This is a genomic window from Arthrobacter roseus, assembly GCF_016907875.1.
In the GTDB taxonomy this organism is placed as follows: domain Bacteria; phylum Actinomycetota; class Actinomycetes; order Actinomycetales; family Micrococcaceae; genus Arthrobacter_J; species Arthrobacter_J roseus.
This window is the reverse complement of the sequence record NZ_JAFBCU010000001.1, coordinates 2,345,017-2,363,039: the sequence shown is the minus strand read 5'-3', so window position 1 is coordinate 2,363,039 and position 18,023 is coordinate 2,345,017. Positions and strand designations below refer to the sequence as shown.

Below are 18,023 nucleotides of genomic sequence, written 5' to 3'. Positions count from 1 at the left end.
TCATCATGAAAAGGAAATCACTATGCGTCTCACCGTCAATCCTCTCCGCATGCTCGCACTCCTTCCGGGTCTCATGGCGGCGCTAATGCTGCGAATTGCCATTGCACGGGATCCACGCGACGGAGAGCGCGGAGACGTCCCGGGCTGGGTCATGATCACCCTGATGTCGGCCGTGCTCGTTGCTGGATTGCTGGCGCTGGCTCAGGAACAGCTAGCGGCTATGTTCCAGGACGCCATGGGCCGGATCACGGGATAGGTGAAAGTCATCGTCCAGAGGCTTCGCACCCGGCTGAAGGCCTCTTGCTCCTCCGACAATGGAGCGGCCGTCGTGGATTTCGTTATGGTCGGAGGCTTGCTGACGCTCATTTTCATTTCGATCATCCAGCTCACGCTGGTTCTGCATGTTCGCAACACCTTGATCGACGCTGCTGCCTCAGGAGCCCGGTATGGGACGTTGGCTGACCGGACGCCAGCTGATGCGGAGGGCCGCACAGAAACACTGATCCGAGGGTCCATCAGCGGGTCTTTCGCCGAAGACATCAGCGTCGCACAGGACAACGCTTACGGTGTGCCGACATTGAGAGTAACTGTTCGTGCACCGCTTCCAGTCCTCGGGCTCTTTGGGCCGTCAAACGTCATGGTGGTGACCGGGCATGCCGCTCTCCAGAGGTAATCGTCATCTGAAGACACTTACCGCCAGGATCAGGCGTGCAGCGTGTCCGGGACCAAATGCTCAGGAGCGGGGGAGCGCGGTGTTGGAGTTCGTTGTTCTTGGGTTGTTGTTGCTTGTACCCATGGTCTACATCATCATCACCGCGTCCCAGTTACAGGGTGGATCCTTTGCCGTGGTTGGAGCAGCGGATCAGGCCGCGAAAGTTTATGTGGCGGCTGAAGCGCCAGGAGAGGCTGAGGCCTTGGCCCGACGGGCTGCGGCTGTCGCTGTTGCAGATTTCGGATTCGATCCAGCGACGTTAGACATGAGTATTTCGTGCTCTGAAGCCTGCCTGACGCCGGGTTCATTCGTCACGGTGGACGTGACGGTTCCGGTACCTTTGCCCTTTGTGCCACGGTTCGGCGGCAATTCGACGATGGGCGTTGTGCATTCCACATCTACCCAGATAGTGGAGCGTTTTGGATGATAGTCGAGAAAGATACAGACACTAACGGGCAACGGGAGCACGTAGGTGATGAATCTGGACAGGTCATGATCCTGGTGATTGGTTACGTCATCCTCACTCTCATGGTGCTTACCGTGGTGATGGCTATCTCGGCCGTCTACCTGGAACACAAGAAACTTCTTTCGGTTGCTGACAGTGCGTCGCTTGCCGCATCCGACAATTTCGGCGTTGGAGAGGTCCAGGATGGAACGCGCGGCCCGGCTCCTGCGCTAACGAAGACTTCTGTTCAAGCTGCAGCGGCCAAATACATTTCCGACACCGGCGCGGCAGCCAGATTCAACGAACTGTCCATCTCGGGACAGACCGGTGCTCCGGAAGGAAGGACTGCCCACGTGGTACTTACGGCAGTCGTGCACCCGCCCATCGTGAACTACTTGGTGCCCGCTGGGATAGACATCGTCGTCGTTAGCGAGGCCAGACCTCAGCTTGGGCGTTAGAGGCTGGATGACCAGATGAGTGGCTATGACGTAGTCTGTAAGAACCATGGCAGCTACTGATTTTTCAGCGGAAATCCGCACACTTCGGGCAACCTATTCATCCATTGTGAACGTATCTAATGTGGATGAATTGAAAGAGGATATTGAGGATCTGAGCGCGCAGGCGGCAGCACCGAATCTGTGGGATAACCCAGCTGCAGCGCAGAAGGTCACCTCTAGGTTGTCGCACCGACAGACCTCCCTGGAACGCCTGAGACGACTCGACTCTAGGATCGATGATCTTGAGGTCCTCGTGGAACTCAGCGAGGAAGAACACGACGCCGCTGCGCTGGAAGAAGCTGAGAGGGAACTGCAATCCCTCCGAAAATCACTGCAGAATCTGGAGATCGTTACGCTTTTGGCGGGCGAGTACGACGAACGCGAGGCGGTCGTGACCATCAGGTCCGGCGCGGGCGGCGTAGACGCAGCGGACTTCGCTGAAATGCTCCTGCGAATGTATCTGCGTTGGGCGGAGCGCAAGGGCTTTCCAACCCACATTCTGGATACTTCTTATGCGGAAGAAGCCGGACTCAAATCAGCGACGTTCGAGGTCAAAGCACCTTATGCCTACGGGACGCTGTCGGTTGAAGCGGGGACGCACCGTCTCGTGCGTATAAGCCCGTTTGACAACCAGGGGCGTCGTCAGACTTCCTTTGCCGCGGTCGAAGTTATTCCTCTGATCGAGCAAACGGACAGTATCGACATCCCAGATAACGAGATCAAGGTGGATGTCTTCCGGTCGTCGGGCCCTGGTGGACAGTCAGTCAACACAACGGACTCCGCGGTGAGACTCACGCACATCCCCACCGGGGTGGTGGTATCGATGCAGAATGAAAAGTCACAGCTTCAAAACCGTGCAGCTGCTCTTCGAGTGCTCCAATCAAGGCTGCTTGTGCTCAAGAAACAAGAGGAGAACGCAGAGAAAAAAGCATTGGCGGGGGATGTCAAGGCATCGTGGGGTGACCAGATGCGATCCTACGTGCTGAACCCATACCAAATGGTGAAGGACCTCCGCACGGAACATGAAGTGGGCAATCCGTCGGCAGTGTTCGACGGCGAAATCGACGACTTCATCGATGCTGGCATTCGCTGGCGGACCAATAGCCGCAACGCGCACGGATAAACCTTCTGTCGTTTTATCCGAAAACCGTTCGCTGCCTGACGACACGCTATAACGGCGTCGCAGTGATCATCGAGACGGCTCGCTATAGTCAAGGAGCCGGAACATTCTTCCCCAAACAAAAGCCCAATGTCCGGCGTGAGAGTTTTGGGCGCAGAGTAGTCATGATTCGATTTGATCAGGTCACCAAGATCTATGACCAAAATTCCCGACCGGCGTTGGATGCGGTAAGCATAGACGTCGACCGCGGCGAGTTTGTTTTTCTGGTCGGTGCCTCTGGCTCCGGAAAGTCTACTTTCCTTCGGCTGGTGCTCAAGGAAGACCGAGCGTCCCGGGGATCTGTCTACGTTGCCGGGCAGAACGTGGCGAATATTCCCAGTTGGCGAGTGCCAAGGCTTCGGCGCGGGATAGGCGTCGTTTTTCAGGACTTTCGTCTGCTGCCGAACAAGAATGTCTTCTCCAACGTCGCGTTCGCCATGCAGGTTATCGGCAGAAGCCGTGCGGTCATCAGGGAAACGGTCCCTGAAGTCCTCAAGACCGTCGGGCTGGAAGGCAAGAATTTACGTTTGCCACACGAACTTTCCGGTGGTGAGCAGCAGCGTGTGGCGATTGCCCGCGCGATTGTCAACAAGCCTGGCATCCTGCTGGCAGATGAACCTACCGGTAACCTGGACCCGACTACATCTGCGGGCATCATGAGCGTTCTTGACCGCATCAACCAAAATGGCACCACGGTAGTGATGGCGACCCACGACGACGACATCGTCAATTCGATGCGTAAGCGCGTTGTGGAGCTGCGTGACGGCCTCGTGGTGCGCGACGAAGCGCACGGCATCTACATCGGAGAGACGAAGGTCGCCGAATGAGGCTAGCTTTTATCCTGGGCGAGATTGGCTCAGGACTGCGCCGAAACCTGTCCATGGTTGTTTCCGTGATTCTGGTGACCTTTGTGTCGCTGACGTTCGTCGGCGCAGCTGGACTGCTCCAACTTCAGATAAACCAGATGAAAGGCTACTGGTACGACAAAGTGCAAGTTGCCGTCTTCCTGTGCGGCGACTCGTCTTCTGCTGCGACCTGTGCCCAGGGGCCCGTGACGGACGAACAGCGTGACGGTATCCGCGATGTTCTGAGTTCTCCCACCGTTCAGCAGTACGTGGACACCGTTGAGTACGAATCGCAGGAGCAGGCACTGGCTCACTTCCGAGACCAGTTCGCGAACTCGCCCATCGTCGATTCGGTCACCGCGGATCAGTTGCCCGAATCCTTCAGAGTGAGCCTGCAAGATCCTGAAAAGTACGAAGTCATCAATGAGGCCTTCTCGTCATTGCCCGGTGTTGAGGTGGTGATTGACCAGCGTGAACTGCTCGAGAAGGTCTTCTCTGTCATTAACTTCGCTTCGGGCGTGGCACTGGTGATTGCTGGGGTCATGCTTGTCTGCGCGACTCTTCTGATCGCCACGACGATCAGGCTCTCTGCCTTCAGCCGACGTCGGGAAACCGGCATCATGCGCCTTGTCGGCGCATCCAAAGCTGTCATCCAATTACCGTTTGTACTGGAAGGAGTGATCGCGGCGGTCATCGGTGCGGCGCTGGCATCGGGAACGCTGTGGTCCATTTCGCACTTTGCCATTGGCGGGTGGCTGGCCAAGCAGTACCCTGAAACTGCCTTCATTTCCTCCATGCAGGTGCTGTGGATTGCGCCTGGATTGATTCTCTTGGCGGTGCTTCTGGCCGGACTGTCCTCATTGTTAACCCTCCGGCGGTACTTAAAGGTTTAGAGTAGTGCCTTGTGAGGAAAGTAGAGACTATGCAGTCGATGAAATTTGGTAAGGGAAGCCGGAACGGCGGTCCCTGCCTCTACAGTGCGCTGGTGGGTACAGCGCTGGTCACCGTTCTGACGGTGTCTGTTGGGGTTGCCGGGGTAGCGCAGGCGAATGATCTGGATGACCAGAACTCCGCTTTGAAGGAGAAAATCGAGAATGTCAAAGAGTCTCTGGAGTTTCTTGACACGGACATAGCCGAGACTGTCGCGACCCTCGAGACCTATCAGGGTCAGCTACCAGCGGCTCAGCAGGAACTTGCTGATGCTCAGGGCCGGGTGGTTGAAGCGACCAACGAAGTCAATGGACTGTCACAGCGGGTGGACCTCGCCCAAGAGACCAAAGACAAGATCTCCCAACAGATTGATCAGGACAAGGCAAGGATGACCGAGACCAAAAAGGTCATCGGCCAAATTGCCACGCAGGCGTACAAGAATGGTGGCGTGCCTTCAAGTATTTCGCTGATTCTCGGAGCAGACGGCGCAGATAACCTGACCAGTTCCATAAACCTTGCCGATCAAGCTATGCGAAGCCAAGGTGCGGCCATGGACCGCTTGGCTCAGCAGAATGCTACGAACGCCAATTCCGAGGCGCGTCTTACTTCTGTTGAGGAGGAAATCCGCGATCTCAAAGTGCAGGCAGATGAGGCACTCGCGCGTGAGCAGGACGCCCGCGATGATGCTGCGGCAAAGAAGGAGCACGTCGATAAACTCATTGCAGACACGTCCTCTCTGTCCGCGAAACTCGAGGCACAGCGACCAGTCGTTCAGAAGAAGCTGGAGCAGACTAGAGCTGCTCAGGAGGCTGTTCAGGAGCAGATAGCCGAACGTCAGCGCAAATTGTTGGAAGAAGCTCGGCGCAAGGCCGAGGAGCAACGGCGTCAGGCTGCGGCTGCGGAGGCCGCAGCTGCAGAGGCGGCGGCTGCGGCTGCAGAGAAGGCACGTCAGGAGCAGATCGAACGTGATCGCCGTGAAGCGGCCAAGAATAACCGCCCGGAACCGCCTCCGCCGCCTCCGATAAAGCCGGCGCCGGCACCAGCACCGGCGCCTGTCGCCCCTGGTAATCCGTCCGCGTTCGGTTTGAAGTATCCCGTCAACGCTCCTATCTCATCCGGTTTCGGATGGCGGCCGACGCCGTCGGGCACTATCGACTTTGGCGGCATCGGTGGTTATCTGCATAGCGGAATTGATTTCGCACCGCCTTGTGGCACACCGGTTTACGCCCCGGCGAGCGGGGAAGTCTGGTTCGCGGATCAGGGTGGCGGTCAGATGATTGGCACAGGAAACCGTATTGTGCTCAATCATGGAATTGTTCGGGGCAACGTCTTAGCAACCAATTTTTACCATCTTCAGAGCATGAACGTTTATTCAGGGCAACGTGTGAGCGCTGGCCAACTCATTGGTCGGGTGGGCAATACGGGCAACTCCTCTGGGTGCCATCTTCATTTCGAGACGATGTTGAACGGGGAGCTCGTGAACCCGATGAGCCTCATGTAGACGTGTAGAGTAGACCGCATTGTTCACTGCTGAATTGACGCGGTGTGCGTCCATTATCGCCGAAGGAGTTGTGCTGTGCCTAAAGAGAGTGGTCGTAAAGTTGTGGCCACGAACAGAAAGGCCCGGCACGACTACGCTGTGCTTGATACCTATGAGGCAGGCCTTGCCCTGATGGGTACTGAAGTGAAGTCGCTCAGGGAAGGCAGAGCGTCGTTGACAGACGGGTTCGCTGTTTTCTATCGAGACGAGCTGTGGCTCGAAGGTATTCATATTCCTGAGTACACGCAAGGCAGCTGGACCAACCATTCGGCGCGTCGGCGGCGGAAGCTGCTGCTACATCGTGAAGAACTCGACAAGATCTCCCACAAGATTCGTGAGTCGGGCTTTACCCTTGTGCCTTTGCAGTTGTACTTTGTGGACGGCAAAGCGAAAGTGGAAATCGCCGTAGCGCGAGGAAAAAAGGATTACGACAAGCGTCAAACGCTTCGCGAGAAGCAGGATAATCGCGAAGCTCTGCGGGCAATGCGGGAGAAAAACAGGCAAGCGTGAGTAGCGTTTTTTGGGAAGTTAGCCCCGACGAGGAAATCGAGGACGTGCCGCCGGTTCGCCCGTTGGGTGTGACGATCATGGTGGCGGTGGACCTTTTACTGCTTCTGCTGATTATCCCGGCAGGGATGTTGTCGCTCTTTCCCTTTGCGTTCTTGATTTATATCTACCTGGCGCAGATCTTGGTCTGGTTGTCGCCGGTCCTCATCGTTCCGAACCTTCTGGCTTTCCTATGGGGCTTCCGGCGTAAGCGTGCTGCTGTGACGGCGCTGACGGCACTCGCCATCGCCTTCACCGGGGTCTCGGTTATTGTCGTGCTGCTCTGGCAAGCTCCCATTGTTATTCTCGGCGTCAACTTCGGGTAGGCGAGACATCTCAGTTCCGGATGCGCTAGACTGTTAAGTCCTACGGGATTGTGTCGGGTGACCGGCATTTGATAACTCAACATGGGGATGACAGGTTTCGACGATGTTCGTCGCGCCAGGAGAAGCGGGCCGAGGATGCAGGGCTATCTCGTAAACGCTCTCTGCAAAACAATAAGTGCCGATTCAAAACGCACTGACTTCGCTCTCGCTGCGTAAGCAGCCAGACAGTCCGTCAGCCAGAGGTTGCTATCACCCCTGATACTGGCGTCGCTTAGATAGCCACTGCTTGAAGCGTTCGCCGTCGGCGCTTCGGGCATACTTAGACGGCTGGGCCTGAGTCAACCACTTGTTTGCGTGATGGTTGAGGCCGAGAAATCTCGAGGCAAACTGCGCCCGGAGAAGTACTGGCAAAGCAACATCGGACGGGGGTTCGATTCCCCCCATCTCCACTGAAGCGAGCCCCGCAATCCTTGTGATTGTGGGGCTCTTCTGTGCCTAGTCGCAAAGCGGTCAAGAACAGCAGTATGCTGATGAAATGACTCCGTTGGACGAGCGGCCGTCTTGGTTGCCACCGATACCACCTCCGAATCGTGGCCGTGCTCTCATTGTGTTTGGGCTCATACTCGTTCTGGGTACCGTGATCTTCATCGTGACCATGGCGTACATTGGGGGGAGCCACAATCTCTACACATTGTGGCCTTTTGCGTTGGGGATTCTTTTTCTGGTGTGGGGATTTTTGCGGCGTGAAGAGGGACGTTGACCGCAACCAAAATCAAGAGTTTCGGGTTTCTCGCGGTTAGACGAGGCTGCTCGTGACCCAGATGCCGAAGACTGCGCAACCCCAACCAACAATGATGTTAGCCAGCACATTTCCTAGCGCGGCTCGTTGGCGTCCTTCCATCCACAATTTCACTGTCGCAACAGTCCATGAGCTGAAGGTTGTCAGTCCTCCCGCTAAGCCGATCCCCACGACTTCGTAGCCAGCATTGGCTGCCTCACGCTGTGAGTACCATCCGAAGACGAGCCCGATGAGCGTGCTACCCACGGCGTTGACGACGAATGTGGCCCAGGGCCAGTGCGGGAGGCCACCGTCGTGAGCCTGCCGGGCAGCGAAGAAGCTGTCTAGGCCGAAGCGTAAGAGTCCTCCGACGGCGCCTGCCGATCCGATGGTCAGGGCGAGCCAGAAGCCGGTCATTCGTTGCTCGCTTCCCGCCGGGTCCGCCTACCGAGCGATAATCCGGCGACCGCTGCCCCTAGCCCTAAAACCACAGAGAGCGCAAGGTAGGTCGCGGCCCAGCCGGTTGAACCGTCGGTGCTCAGTATGGTCAGGGTGAGCATGACCGAAGAGAACGTGGTGAACGAACCGAGGATTCCCGGCCCAACGGCGGCCCGCAACCAGAACGGTGCGGGGCGCGCCATCCACCTCGAGGTCAGGTAACCGAGGATGAAACTGCCGGTAATATTGACGGCCAGCGTTGTCCATGGGACGCTTCCCGATGTTTCGGGGACCGCCAGGCCTATGAGGTACCGTGCCTCGGTTCCCAGGAATGCACCGCATCCGACGCCGGTCCAAACTTTCCAGGTGTGGGTATTAGACAAGGTTGCACCCAATGTGAGTGTCGGTGGAATGGATCCAGAGTGCGTCCGCCATCTCGTCTCCGGCGTTGAGGACTGTGACGTTGGGGCTCTCTCCGAAACCAACACGCATCGATCCACCGAACTGGTTGCGCTCGAGGACCTTTACGGGGGTATCGAGGGAAACTCCCTCGGTGGTCAGGAATCTTAGCAGAGCCGGATTTTCATCGCTGACACGCACTAAGTGCCCCGGATGGCCGTCGTCGAGCTCGGAAAGAGGATGGGCCTGGGGGAGTACGATGGTGCCGTCGTGGGAGGGAATCGGATCACCGTGTGGGTCTCGACGCGGACGGTGGAGCCTCTTGTCCAGCTCCTCAATGAATCGGTCCGAGACGGTGTGTTCTAGCATTTCCGCCTCGGCATGGACTTCATCCCAGGTGTAACCAAGATCTTGGACGAGGAAGGTTTCGAGAAGACGGTGCCTGCGCACCATGGTCAGGGCGAGGGTGCGTCCTTCCGGGGTCAACAGGACGGGCTTGTAGGCAACGTAGTCCACGAGCCCCAGCCGGACAAGTTTTGTCAGCATCCCTGTCACGGAGGAGTTCGCGACCGAGAGTCGTTTCGCGATCCGGACGGGAGTCACTGGCGCGCACCTCCACTCAGTCAGCCCGTAAATCACCTTCACATAGTCCTGCACACTGGCACTGTGCGCATCGGCGGACTGGCCGTCGTCTGTTCCTGCCATGTCCTTTCCCGCCTCCTTCACTGTGTTGCCGTTGCGCGTCTGATGTTCGTCAGCACTCCGGTTCGTGGTGCAAAAAGATAAGCACAAAAGAACAATACTGACTGGGCCACGACAACGGATGCGCCGGTGGATACATCGAAATAGTAGCTTGCGTAGATCCCCGCTACGGAGGACCCGACGGCGAGGCCAGCCGCAATGATTAGCATGGTGGTGAACTTTCGTGTGAGCAGGAAGGCTGTTGCCCCGGGTGTGATGAGCATGGCCACCACCAGAATGATTCCCACAGCCTGAAGCCCGACGACGACGGTGAGGGCAAGCAGGCCCAGCAGCAGGGCGGAGAGCAGGCGTGTGCTGAGCCCAATAGCGTGCGCGTGTACCTGGTCGAACGCATAGAGCGTCAGGTCCCGACGTTTGAAGAGGAGCGCAGCCAGCGTCAGCGCTCCTAGGATGATTACCTGCCATAGTTCGGCGTCGTTGACTCCGAGGACGTTCCCGAAGAGGATATGCCCGAGATCCACTTGGCTTGGCGTTGCGGAGACAATGATTAATCCGACGGCAAAGAGGGATGTGAAGACGACGCCGATCACGGTGTCGGACTTGAGTCTGGTGGTGGAACGGACCAGGCCTATCAGGGAGACGGCGCCGGCCCCGAAGACGAAAGCGCCGAGGGAGAATGGTGCGCCGACAATATAGGCCAGGGCAACCCCTGGCAGAACTGCGTGCGACACGGCGTCCCCCATCAGTGACCAGCCCATGAGAATGAGCCAGCAGGAGAGCACGGCGGAGACAAGCGCAGCCGCCAGGGTGACAATGAGCGCGCGAGTGAGAAACCCGTAGTGGAAGGGCTCAGTGAGCCAGGCGAGAACGTCCATGGTCAGCTCTGTCCTTCGGCCGGTGTCGCCGCGGCGCCGAAGGCTCGAGCGAGGTTTTCATTTGTGAGCACGTCCGTGGGGGTTCCGTGCGCCAGCACCCTCTGGTGAAGTAGGACGGCTTCGTCGCAGAGTTCGGGGACGCCCGCCAGATCGTGGGTGGAGACGAGGATGGTGCGGTTCTCCGCCTTGAGCTCCTTGAGCAGGCCGGTGATGTTAGCTTCGGACGTGCGGTCGACGCCGGCGAACGGCTCATCAAGGAGCAGAAGGGACGCCTCTTGGGCAATTCCGCGTGCCACAAAAACCCGTTTTTTCTGGCCGCCGGATAATTGGCCGATCTGACGGTGAGCCAGTGTGGTGAGCTGAACTCTCTCCAGGGCATGCTCGACGGCAGCGCGATCTGCTATTCTCGGCCTGCGGGTTGGTCCCATCCGCCCATAACGTCCCATCATGACGACGTCGCGAACTGAGAGTGGGAAGGACCAGTCGACGTCCTCGGACTGGGGCACGTAGGTGACGGCGTTATGCCGGCGCGCAGCCCGAATGCTCATGCCGTTCAAAATGATTCTGCCCGTGTCTGGCTGGACCAAGCCCATGAGGGCCTTGAACAGGGTCGATTTTCCGGACCCGTTCATGCCGATGAGTCCGCAAATACGTCCGGGCTCAATACGGAGTTCCACGTCGGACAGCGCAAGGGTTTCCTGGTAGCGGACGCTGAGATTCTCAACGTGGATCGATGGCTCGATGCTTGTTGAGACCGGGTATCTTCTCATTCCGTGAGTCCTTCTTTGATGACGGTGAGATCGTGCCTCAGCAATGCTAGGAAGCTGGGAACAGGTCCTTGCGGCCCTGAGAGGGAATCGACGTAGAGGGGGCCGGTGAGCTGCGCACCGGATTCTGCGGCAACCCTCTTCTGCGCTTCTTGGTTGACAGTCGATTCGCAGAACACTGCAGGTACGTTGTGCTCTCGGACGGTCTGGATGACTTTTTGCGTCTGGCGCGGGGTCCCCTGCGCCTCTGCGTTCACTGGCCAGAGATACACCTCTGTCAGGCCCGCATCCCGGGCGAGGTAGGAGAATGCCCCTTCGCAGGTTGCCAAGATGGTGGCGTCCTTACCGGTGAAAGCTGTGCGGAAATCCTGCATCAGCGCATCGAGTTCGGCGTTGAGCCGATCGCCATTGCGCCGGAAGTCGGCGCTGTGCTCTTGATCGAGGTTGGACAGGGCGACGACGGCGTTGTCCACGTAAACTTTTGCCGCAATGGGTGACATCCAGGCATGCGGGTTGGGTTCGCCATCGTAACGGCCGTTCGTGATGGGAAGGGGGGACACGCCGTCGGACAAGACAACACGCGGTGCATCGACGTGTTGCACGAAGCGCTGAAACCACCGTTCCAGTCCCAAGCCGTTGTCAAGGATTAGATCCGCGTCTTGAGCGTTGACCAGATCTGAGGGGGTGGGCTCATATCCGTGGATCTCCGCACCGATCTTCGTGATCGATTCCACCCGGACGTGTTCACCGCCCACTGTTTGCACAAGGTCCGCCAAGACCGTGAAAGTGGTCATGACCATGGGGCGGTCGTCGGGTTCGTGCGCGGTCGTAGGGGCGCCGCACCCGCTGAGGATAAGGCCTAGGATCAGGGGAACGATACCCGCCCACTGAAGGTGGGGCGAAGATGAATCTTTAGGCATTCCTAAACATTAGCGCCTCCGATGAGAAATTCGGTCATCTGAGCCGAAGTGAGCGGAATCCGAACGCTAAATACGGCAGTTCGAGCACATCATGACGCTCATGGCCCAGGTGATCGAGGAGATACCAGTTGAGGTTGGCCAACAACCGGGTACGGGCTTCTTGACCGGCAGCCAGATAGAAGCTGCGGGACTGTGCGAGCCCGATGAGCTCATCTATGGTCATGGGAAGAGCCCACGGTGTCAGTTGCCGCTCAGGCTGCGAAAAGTCAGGTCCCACAGTCGGGGAGAAGTTGGGCTTCAGTACGTCTCCAGCGTGGATGATGCGGGAGAACCGGTGGACCCAGGGGACGCTGGTATCCAACTGGTTCCAGATCAGGGCCAGCGTTCCACCGCGACGCAGAATACGAGCCGCTTCGGCGCTCGCCATCAAGGGGTCGCACCAGTGCCAAGCCTGTGCAACGGTCACCACATCCGAACAGGAGTCCGGCAGCGAGGTCTCCTCGGCAGTACCCGCGATGACAGCGACGTCCGGAAGCCGCCTCGAGAGTTGCTCCAACATCTTCGAGGACGGATCAACCGCCTTGACGTTGAGTCCGAGGTCCACCAACATGGTTGTCAGCTTGCCGGTACCTGCACCGACGTCGACTGCGTCTTGGGCACCTGCTGGTATCAGTCCGACCACCGCATCTGGTGGATACCCCGGTCGCACTCGATCGTAGTGGTCTGCGCCCGTCTGAAAGGCCTCCGAAAGCTCGCGGCGACGGTTTGCTTCAATCTTTGGTCCGGTACCTGCCATGCCGGGCGTTAGTGGAACGGGTTTACGGCCGGATTGAGCCGCCTCAGTACGTCGCTGTGCAGAATGCTGTTTGTGGCCAGAGCATTACCCCCCAAAGGGCCGTCTACGCCCTCGAGGGATGTAAAGCGCCCACCGGCCTCGGTGACAATTGGCACCAGTGCGGCCATGTCATAGACGTTCAGCTCGGGTTCGCAGGCAATGTCGACGGCTCCCTCGGCGACGAGGCAGTAGGACCAGAAGTCTCCGTAGGCACGAGTTCTCCAGACAGAATCGGCCAACGACATGAACTCTGGGAGGGATCCCCGTTCCTTCCAGCCGGTGAGGCTCGAATAGGACAGGGAGGCATCCGCTAACCGCGAGACATCCGAGACGTGCAGCCGGGTGGCTGAAGCGAGCGAACGGCCCATGTATGCTCCAGTTCCCGTTGCCGCCCACCACCGTTTTCCCAGCGCCGGGGCGCTGACGAGCCCAACAACCGGCACTCCGTTGTCCACCAGCGCAATGAGTGTGGCCCAGACGGGGACACCACGAATGAAGTTCTTTGTTCCGTCGATAGGATCAATGACCCAGCGACGTGAGCCGGAGCCTGCGCTGCCAAACTCCTCTCCAAGTACCGCGTCCCGTGGCCGTGCCCGCGAAAGTTGTCCGCGAATCGCTTCTTCAGCCGCCTTGTCGGCATCGGTGACGGGAGTTAGATCTGGTTTGGTTTCGATCTTCAAATCCAGGGCCTTGTACCGTGCCATGGTTTGGGAGTCGACTGAATCGGCCATGACGTGCGCCAAACGCAGGTCATCGTTGTAGCTCTGAACTAAAGGCATACCCAATAACCTATCGTTGATCAGTGCTGGAGCGTGTACACCCACTAGCGACACCGTTTGGGTCCCGTTAGTATTGGCCCAGTTCCTTGGCCTCTGTCCGGACATCCGAACCGAGGAGCCTGCGTAGTGAGACAAGTCGTGCAGGCCCTGCTGCTCCGGCATCACCGGCTGCAACCCACGAATCGAGCCCGCAGTTAACGGCCCTGAAATCGTGGAGGCAGCCGCGCTCGCACATATCCGTGCCGGGCTGGAGATCTGGAAATGAGTTCAGTATGCGGTCAGGATTCACATGAGCGAGTCCGAAGGACCGGATGCCAGGAGTGTCAATGATCCAGCTACCGGTGGGCGCGTTTGCGAGTTTGAGCGCCAGGGCCGACGACGACGTGTGCCGGCCCCTGCCCGTTACTGCGTTCACGCCACCTGTCGCGCGGTTTGCTCCCGTCAGCGCGTTGACCATGGTGGATTTGCCGACCCCGGAGTGGCCGAGCATGACGCTGACCTTTCCCTCCAGATGCCCTCTCAGCTCCTCGACGGCGCCGCCCTCCAACCGGGCTGAGAGCCCGTCTTCGGAGAGAGCATCCACCGCGTCGGCGTCGGCGTCGGCTGTGCGACTGGTGATGACCGTCAGATCAAGATGCCGGTAGTTATCCAAAAGATCCGAAGGATCCTTCAGATCGGCCTTGGTAACGCAGAGAAGCGGGCTGATACCGGCATCGTAGGCGGCGACAACTGCGCGGTCGATGAATCCCGTTCGTGGTTCGGGATTAGTGGCAGCAACCACGACAACGAGCTGGTCGGCGTTGGCTACAACCACTCTTTCCACCGGGTCTGTATCATCGGCGCTCCGTCGAAGAACGGTCCGTCGCTCGTCCACGCGGACAAGGCGAGCGAGGGTGTCTGGCTTTCCACTGACGTCGCCAACCAGAAACACCATGTCTCCTGCGACCACGGGATGACGCCGTAGTTCACGGGCTCTGGCAGCGATGACCACCCGTTCCTGTTCAGTATCTTCGTCGACAACTGCGCGGTAGCGGCCACGGTCCACCGTCACAATTCTGCCCATGATCGCATCATCATGCGACGGCCGTTCCTTGGTCCTGGGCCTGGAGCCCTTCTTGTTGGGACGTATCCTGACATCTGATTCATCCCAGTTTCGAAAATCCCTGCCCATGCTCTAACGCTCGCCAGCGGTGGTTGAGGCCTGTGCTGCGAGTTCGCTCCACAGGTCGGCGAATCCGGGGATGGTCTTGGAGGTGGTGGCGATGTTCTCGATGTCGATGTCCGCAATGGCTAGCCCCAGGACCGCTCCGGCCATAGCCATCCTGTGGTCGTTGTACGTATGAAAAACGCCGCCGTGCAGGCGTTTTGGCCGGATGAACAGCCCATCCGCTGTTTCTTCGACGTCGCCACCAAGGCCATTAATCTCCGTGGTCAGAGCGGCAAGGCGGTTCGTCTCATGACCGCGCAGGTGGGCTATGCCGGTAAGCGTTGACGGTGTGTCCGCCAGAGCGCACAGGGCCGCAATGACCGGAGCGAGCTCACCAGTGGCGGCAAAGGTGCCGCCCTGAATTTCCGCGCCACCTGTGACGGTCACAGTGCCCCCGTCGAATTCAACGGAGGATCCGAGCTGCACCAACAGATGCCTTAACCGGTCCCCGATCTGCGTTGTCACTACCGGCCAGTCCGGGATCTGGACCCGTCCGCGTGTTGCCACTGCCGCAGCGAGGAACGGTGCTGCATTCGACAGGTCCTGTTCAATATGGATGTCGAATGCCTGGATGGCGCCAGGGAAGACCTTCCAGCGTCCGGACACTGAGTCATCAATGTCAACCCCAACCGAGCGAAGGACATCCACCGTCATGGCTATGTGTTCCGGGCTCGGGACGGTATCTCCGTCATGCTCGAGGGTCAGCCCGTCGTCGAAGCGGGCGCCTGCCAGCAACATGGCCGAGACGAATTGAGAGGAGGCTCCGGCATTGATCGTCACCGGTCCGCCCGTGACGTTTCCAGTGCCAAGTATGCTGAACGGAAGTGTGCTGTCCTCGGAGGACTCCAGCCTCACGCCCATGGCCCGTAGCGAATCCAGAACCGGGTTCATCGGCCGCACCCGCGCTTGGGCATCGCCAATGAAACGAGTTCTTCCGGACCGCAACGCTGCTAGGACGGGAACAAACCGCATGACGGTTCCCGCAAGGCCACAGTCCACCTCGGTATCCCCACTGGCTGCCCTGGGTGTAGGTCTAACGAGCAGATCCGGACCGAAGCTGCCCTCACCTGGTACTTCTTCTATAACCGCACCGAGACTTCTCAGGGCGCCGATCATCAGGTCCGTGTCCCGCGACTTCAGTGGTTCTCGCAGGGTGGACGGACCGTTAGCCAGTGCAGCAAGAACCAGGTACCTGTTGGTCAGCGATTTGGATCCCGGAAGACGGAGAGAACCCTCAACTGGGTGCGCTGGGTGCGGCGCCGGCCAATGCTGCACGGGGAACTATGAACCGACGACGTCGGACGCTGCGTTCCGGACTGCCTTGTCGGCCTTCTTCATCCTCTTGCGTGCATCCTTGGTCATGGCCTTGGCACTCTTACGGGTGTCCGTTGCAAGGTGCTCGGCGCGCCAAGCCAGTCCTGGCTTACCCGCCGTGTCCACAGAAGCGAGGAGAACGGCGCCCATGAGTGAGAGGTTCTTGAGTAATTGGTTGCGTCGGGCTTTTTTTGCCTCGGGACTGGAAGCATCGGCCTCCTTGTACTCAACCACCGCGTTCAGCGCGGATGTCACAGCGAGGGCGAGGGCGGCGATCCGTGAGAACTTTCCTAACCCGAGCAGAACACCGGCACCCACTTGGGTGGCCCCCATGACTCTGGCCACGAGCAACTCGTTGGAGAAGACCGGAGCTGCTGATGGAACCAGTCCACGGGCGCGCTCAAGGGTTGGTCGCAACTGGGCAGCCGTGTCATTGGCATTGCGCAGGCGATCCACTCCCGATGCTATGAAGCCGGTGGCAAGCAGTGGGCGGGCTACAAAACGGACTACTGACATGATGCCTCCTCCTCCGATCCCTTTTCGGGGCCGGAACAAATCGATCCGCGGAACCAACGGTCCGCGGGCAGGTTCTCTCTAGTTTGGCACTTTTTGACCCGCGCCACACCTCACACCACTCATTCTCCGCAGACACGTCATCGGGACGGTTGTTCCGGAACCACTGGAATATCTTCGTCAAGGTGGCTGTTGTGTAGGTCAAAGAAGCCAGTGGAAAGGACAACAAGACCCTTGCCTGTCGCCATGACACAGCAGCCCGACACCGAGCTCCAGCTCGATGTTAGTCCATCCCGTATAACCCGGCCCGTCCGCGTAGACTTGAGCTCGATGAGCACTTCAGACAGCGGAACACGTGAAAAGAGTCCGGGCGCACCGCAGACGGCACGTCCCGACGCAGCGGACTACGGCCTAGACGTTTCGACCGAAACCGACATAGAGCGCCGGGCGCGCTTTGAACGCGACGCCATGCAATACGTGGATCAGCTGTACTCGGCTGCCATGCGAATGGCGCGAAACCCCTCAGATGCCGAGGATCTTGTCCAGGAGGCTTACACCAAAGCCTACTCAGCGTTCCATCAGTACAAGCCTGGAACAAACTTGAAGGCGTGGCTGTACCGGATCCTCACGAACACCTATATCAACCTCTACCGAAAAAGACAGCGTGAACCGCTCCAGTCACATTCGGACACTATAGAGGACTGGCAATTGGCGAAAGCCGCGGAGCACACCTCAAGTGGTCTCCGCTCGGCGGAGGTGGAAGCCCTTGATCACCTTCCAGATTCCGATGTCAAGAAGGCCCTGCAGTCTATTCCCGAGGATTTTCGCCTAGCGGTTTATTTCTCGGATGTTGAAGGATTTGCGTACAAGGAAATTTCCGAAATCATGAATACGCCGATCGGCACTGTGATGTCCAGGCTTCACCGTGGACGAAAGCTGCTTCGGGAAGAGCTGGCGGACTATGCGCACGACCGCGGCCTTTCCGCCGCAGGACAACCAGGAAAGAAAAAGGTGAGTGGATCATGAGCGATTGCCGTGACCTCGGTGATTGCGAGGATTCCAGAATTGAACGTCTTTACGAATACCTCGACGGTGCGTTGTCTCGCGCAGATCTAGAAGAAATCAGGGATCACCTCGACGGATGCCGGGAATGTGCTGAAGAATATGACCTGGAGTGTCTCATCCGCACCGTGGTCAAACGATCCTGCACTGAAGTTGCGCCGGATGCCCTCAAAGCAAGTATTCTCTCGCGTATCACAGCCATCAAGTCTGCCGAGCACACAGCCTGAGAGCGGTGGAGCCCATTGTTTTGGGAAAAGAAAACCCCCGGAAGCGGTGCTACCGGGGGTTTTCTCTTGGCTTGAGAGCCGTCTATCAGGTGTTGGGACGCTTACCGTGATTAGCGCCGCCTCGCTTACGGTCACGGCGCTTGCGTGCTCGTTTGCTCATGGCTGGCCTCCTTCAATGAAATGGTCCTAAAAGAACTGTCCCAAGTT

24 protein-coding genes and 1 other RNA gene are annotated in these 18,023 nt (G+C 58.5%); 13 read left to right on the top strand and 12 right to left on the bottom strand.

Going from position 1 to position 18,023, the window contains the following annotated elements; translation table 11 throughout:
• The first annotated feature begins 22 nt into the window (after positions 1-22).
• The 11 genes from JOE65_RS11465 to ssrA all read left to right on the top strand — a co-directional run bounded on the left by JOE65_RS11465 (position 23) and on the right by ssrA (position 7,452).
• The gene (locus tag JOE65_RS11465) at positions 23-256 is read left to right on the top strand and encodes a hypothetical protein (RefSeq protein ID WP_420827506.1); all 234 of its coding nucleotides are present in this window, start codon (positions 23-25) and stop codon (positions 254-256) included.
• Positions 257-340: 84 nt separating this feature from the next.
• Entirely contained in the window at positions 341-673 is a 333-nt protein-coding gene (locus tag JOE65_RS11460; RefSeq protein ID WP_205164175.1) for a TadE family protein, read from the top strand.
• Between the two features lie 79 nt (positions 674-752).
• A complete protein-coding gene (locus JOE65_RS11455) occupies positions 753-1,139 on the top strand; it encodes a hypothetical protein (RefSeq protein WP_338021624.1) in 387 nt (128 codons plus the stop codon).
• Complete coding sequence (locus JOE65_RS11450; protein ID WP_205163318.1) at positions 1,136-1,615, top strand: pilus assembly protein TadG-related protein; 480 nt, start codon at positions 1,136-1,138, stop codon at positions 1,613-1,615. The genes JOE65_RS11455 and JOE65_RS11450 overlap by 4 nt, the downstream gene beginning before the upstream one ends.
• A gap of 46 nt (positions 1,616-1,661) precedes the next feature.
• A complete protein-coding gene (gene prfB / locus JOE65_RS11445) occupies positions 1,662-2,777 on the top strand; it encodes a peptide chain release factor 2 (protein WP_205163317.1) in 1,116 nt (371 codons plus the stop codon).
• Positions 2,778-2,938: 161 nt separating this feature from the next.
• Positions 2,939-3,640, top strand: a complete 702-nt coding sequence (gene ftsE, locus JOE65_RS11440; RefSeq protein WP_205163316.1) for a cell division ATP-binding protein FtsE — start codon at positions 2,939-2,941, stop codon at positions 3,638-3,640.
• Positions 3,637-4,551, top strand: coding sequence for a permease-like cell division protein FtsX (ftsX, locus tag JOE65_RS11435; protein ID WP_205163315.1), 915 nt, complete (start codon positions 3,637-3,639; stop codon positions 4,549-4,551). The genes ftsE and ftsX overlap by 4 nt, the downstream gene beginning before the upstream one ends.
• A 29-nt stretch (positions 4,552-4,580) precedes the next feature.
• Positions 4,581-6,089 carry a M23 family metallopeptidase gene (locus tag JOE65_RS11430; RefSeq protein WP_205163314.1) on the top strand — a complete coding sequence of 503 codons (1,509 nt, stop codon included), beginning with the start codon at positions 4,581-4,583 and terminating at the stop codon, positions 6,087-6,089.
• Between the two features lie 75 nt (positions 6,090-6,164).
• Complete coding sequence (smpB, locus tag JOE65_RS11425; RefSeq protein WP_205163313.1) at positions 6,165-6,638, top strand: SsrA-binding protein SmpB; 474 nt, start codon at positions 6,165-6,167, stop codon at positions 6,636-6,638.
• Positions 6,635-7,000, top strand: a complete 366-nt coding sequence (locus tag JOE65_RS11420; RefSeq protein WP_205163312.1) for a hypothetical protein — start codon at positions 6,635-6,637, stop codon at positions 6,998-7,000. Before smpB ends, JOE65_RS11420 begins: the two co-directional genes overlap by 4 nt.
• A gap of 83 nt (positions 7,001-7,083) precedes the next feature.
• Positions 7,084-7,452: a transfer-messenger RNA gene (gene ssrA / locus JOE65_RS11415) on the top strand.
• A gap of 344 nt (positions 7,453-7,796) precedes the next feature.
• Here ssrA and JOE65_RS11410 read toward each other — a convergent pair.
• The 11 genes from JOE65_RS11410 to JOE65_RS11360 all read right to left on the bottom strand — a co-directional run bounded on the left by JOE65_RS11410 (position 7,797) and on the right by JOE65_RS11360 (position 16,530).
• Positions 7,797-8,195: a fluoride efflux transporter FluC gene (locus JOE65_RS11410; protein WP_205163311.1), complete on the bottom strand. Its 399-nt coding sequence runs from the start codon at positions 8,193-8,195 to the stop codon at positions 7,797-7,799.
• Positions 8,192-8,599, bottom strand: a complete 408-nt coding sequence (locus tag JOE65_RS11405) for a fluoride efflux transporter FluC (RefSeq protein ID WP_205163310.1) — start codon at positions 8,597-8,599, stop codon at positions 8,192-8,194. Before JOE65_RS11405 ends, JOE65_RS11410 begins: the two co-directional genes overlap by 4 nt.
• Positions 8,592-9,320 (bottom strand): metal-dependent transcriptional regulator, encoded by a 729-nt coding sequence (locus JOE65_RS11400; RefSeq protein WP_205163309.1) that lies wholly within the window; start codon positions 9,318-9,320, stop codon positions 8,592-8,594. Before JOE65_RS11400 ends, JOE65_RS11405 begins: the two co-directional genes overlap by 8 nt.
• A 17-nt stretch (positions 9,321-9,337) precedes the next feature.
• The gene (locus tag JOE65_RS11395; protein WP_205163308.1) at positions 9,338-10,192 is read right to left on the bottom strand and encodes a metal ABC transporter permease; all 855 of its coding nucleotides are present in this window, start codon (positions 10,190-10,192) and stop codon (positions 9,338-9,340) included.
• A 2-nt stretch (positions 10,193-10,194) separates the two neighbouring features.
• A complete protein-coding gene (locus tag JOE65_RS11390; protein WP_205163307.1) occupies positions 10,195-10,962 on the bottom strand; it encodes a metal ABC transporter ATP-binding protein in 768 nt (255 codons plus the stop codon).
• Positions 10,959-11,879 (bottom strand): metal ABC transporter substrate-binding protein, encoded by a 921-nt coding sequence (locus JOE65_RS11385; RefSeq protein WP_205163306.1) that lies wholly within the window; start codon positions 11,877-11,879, stop codon positions 10,959-10,961. The genes JOE65_RS11390 and JOE65_RS11385 overlap by 4 nt, the downstream gene beginning before the upstream one ends.
• Positions 11,880-11,913: 34 nt before the next feature.
• The gene (locus JOE65_RS11380; protein ID WP_205163305.1) at positions 11,914-12,675 is read right to left on the bottom strand and encodes a class I SAM-dependent methyltransferase; all 762 of its coding nucleotides are present in this window, start codon (positions 12,673-12,675) and stop codon (positions 11,914-11,916) included.
• A gap of 8 nt (positions 12,676-12,683) precedes the next feature.
• Complete coding sequence (hisN, locus tag JOE65_RS11375; RefSeq protein WP_205163304.1) at positions 12,684-13,493, bottom strand: histidinol-phosphatase; 810 nt, start codon at positions 13,491-13,493, stop codon at positions 12,684-12,686.
• A 67-nt stretch (positions 13,494-13,560) separates the two neighbouring features.
• Complete coding sequence (gene rsgA, locus JOE65_RS11370) at positions 13,561-14,556, bottom strand: ribosome small subunit-dependent GTPase A (RefSeq protein ID WP_239536698.1); 996 nt, start codon at positions 14,554-14,556, stop codon at positions 13,561-13,563.
• 111 nt (positions 14,557-14,667) lie between these two features.
• Entirely contained in the window at positions 14,668-15,975 is a 1,308-nt protein-coding gene (aroA, locus tag JOE65_RS11365) for a 3-phosphoshikimate 1-carboxyvinyltransferase (RefSeq protein ID WP_205163302.1), read from the bottom strand.
• A gap of 6 nt (positions 15,976-15,981) precedes the next feature.
• Positions 15,982-16,530 carry a DoxX family protein gene (locus tag JOE65_RS11360; RefSeq protein WP_205163301.1) on the bottom strand — a complete coding sequence of 183 codons (549 nt, stop codon included), beginning with the start codon at positions 16,528-16,530 and terminating at the stop codon, positions 15,982-15,984.
• Positions 16,531-16,773: 243 nt separating this feature from the next.
• Here JOE65_RS11360 and JOE65_RS11355 point away from each other — a divergent pair, with 243 nt between their 5' ends.
• Positions 16,774-17,553: a sigma-70 family RNA polymerase sigma factor gene (locus tag JOE65_RS11355; protein WP_420827505.1), complete on the top strand. Its 780-nt coding sequence runs from the start codon at positions 16,774-16,776 to the stop codon at positions 17,551-17,553.
• Positions 17,550-17,816, top strand: a complete 267-nt coding sequence (gene rsrA / locus JOE65_RS11350; RefSeq protein ID WP_205163300.1) for a mycothiol system anti-sigma-R factor — start codon at positions 17,550-17,552, stop codon at positions 17,814-17,816. Before JOE65_RS11355 ends, rsrA begins: the two co-directional genes overlap by 4 nt.
• 85 nt (positions 17,817-17,901) lie before the next feature.
• On the opposite strand, the gene JOE65_RS15630 is transcribed toward rsrA, so the two are convergent.
• A complete protein-coding gene (locus tag JOE65_RS15630; RefSeq protein ID WP_369299106.1) occupies positions 17,902-17,976 on the bottom strand; it encodes a 50S ribosomal protein bL37 in 75 nt (24 codons plus the stop codon).
• Positions 17,977-18,023 lie beyond the last annotated feature (47 nt).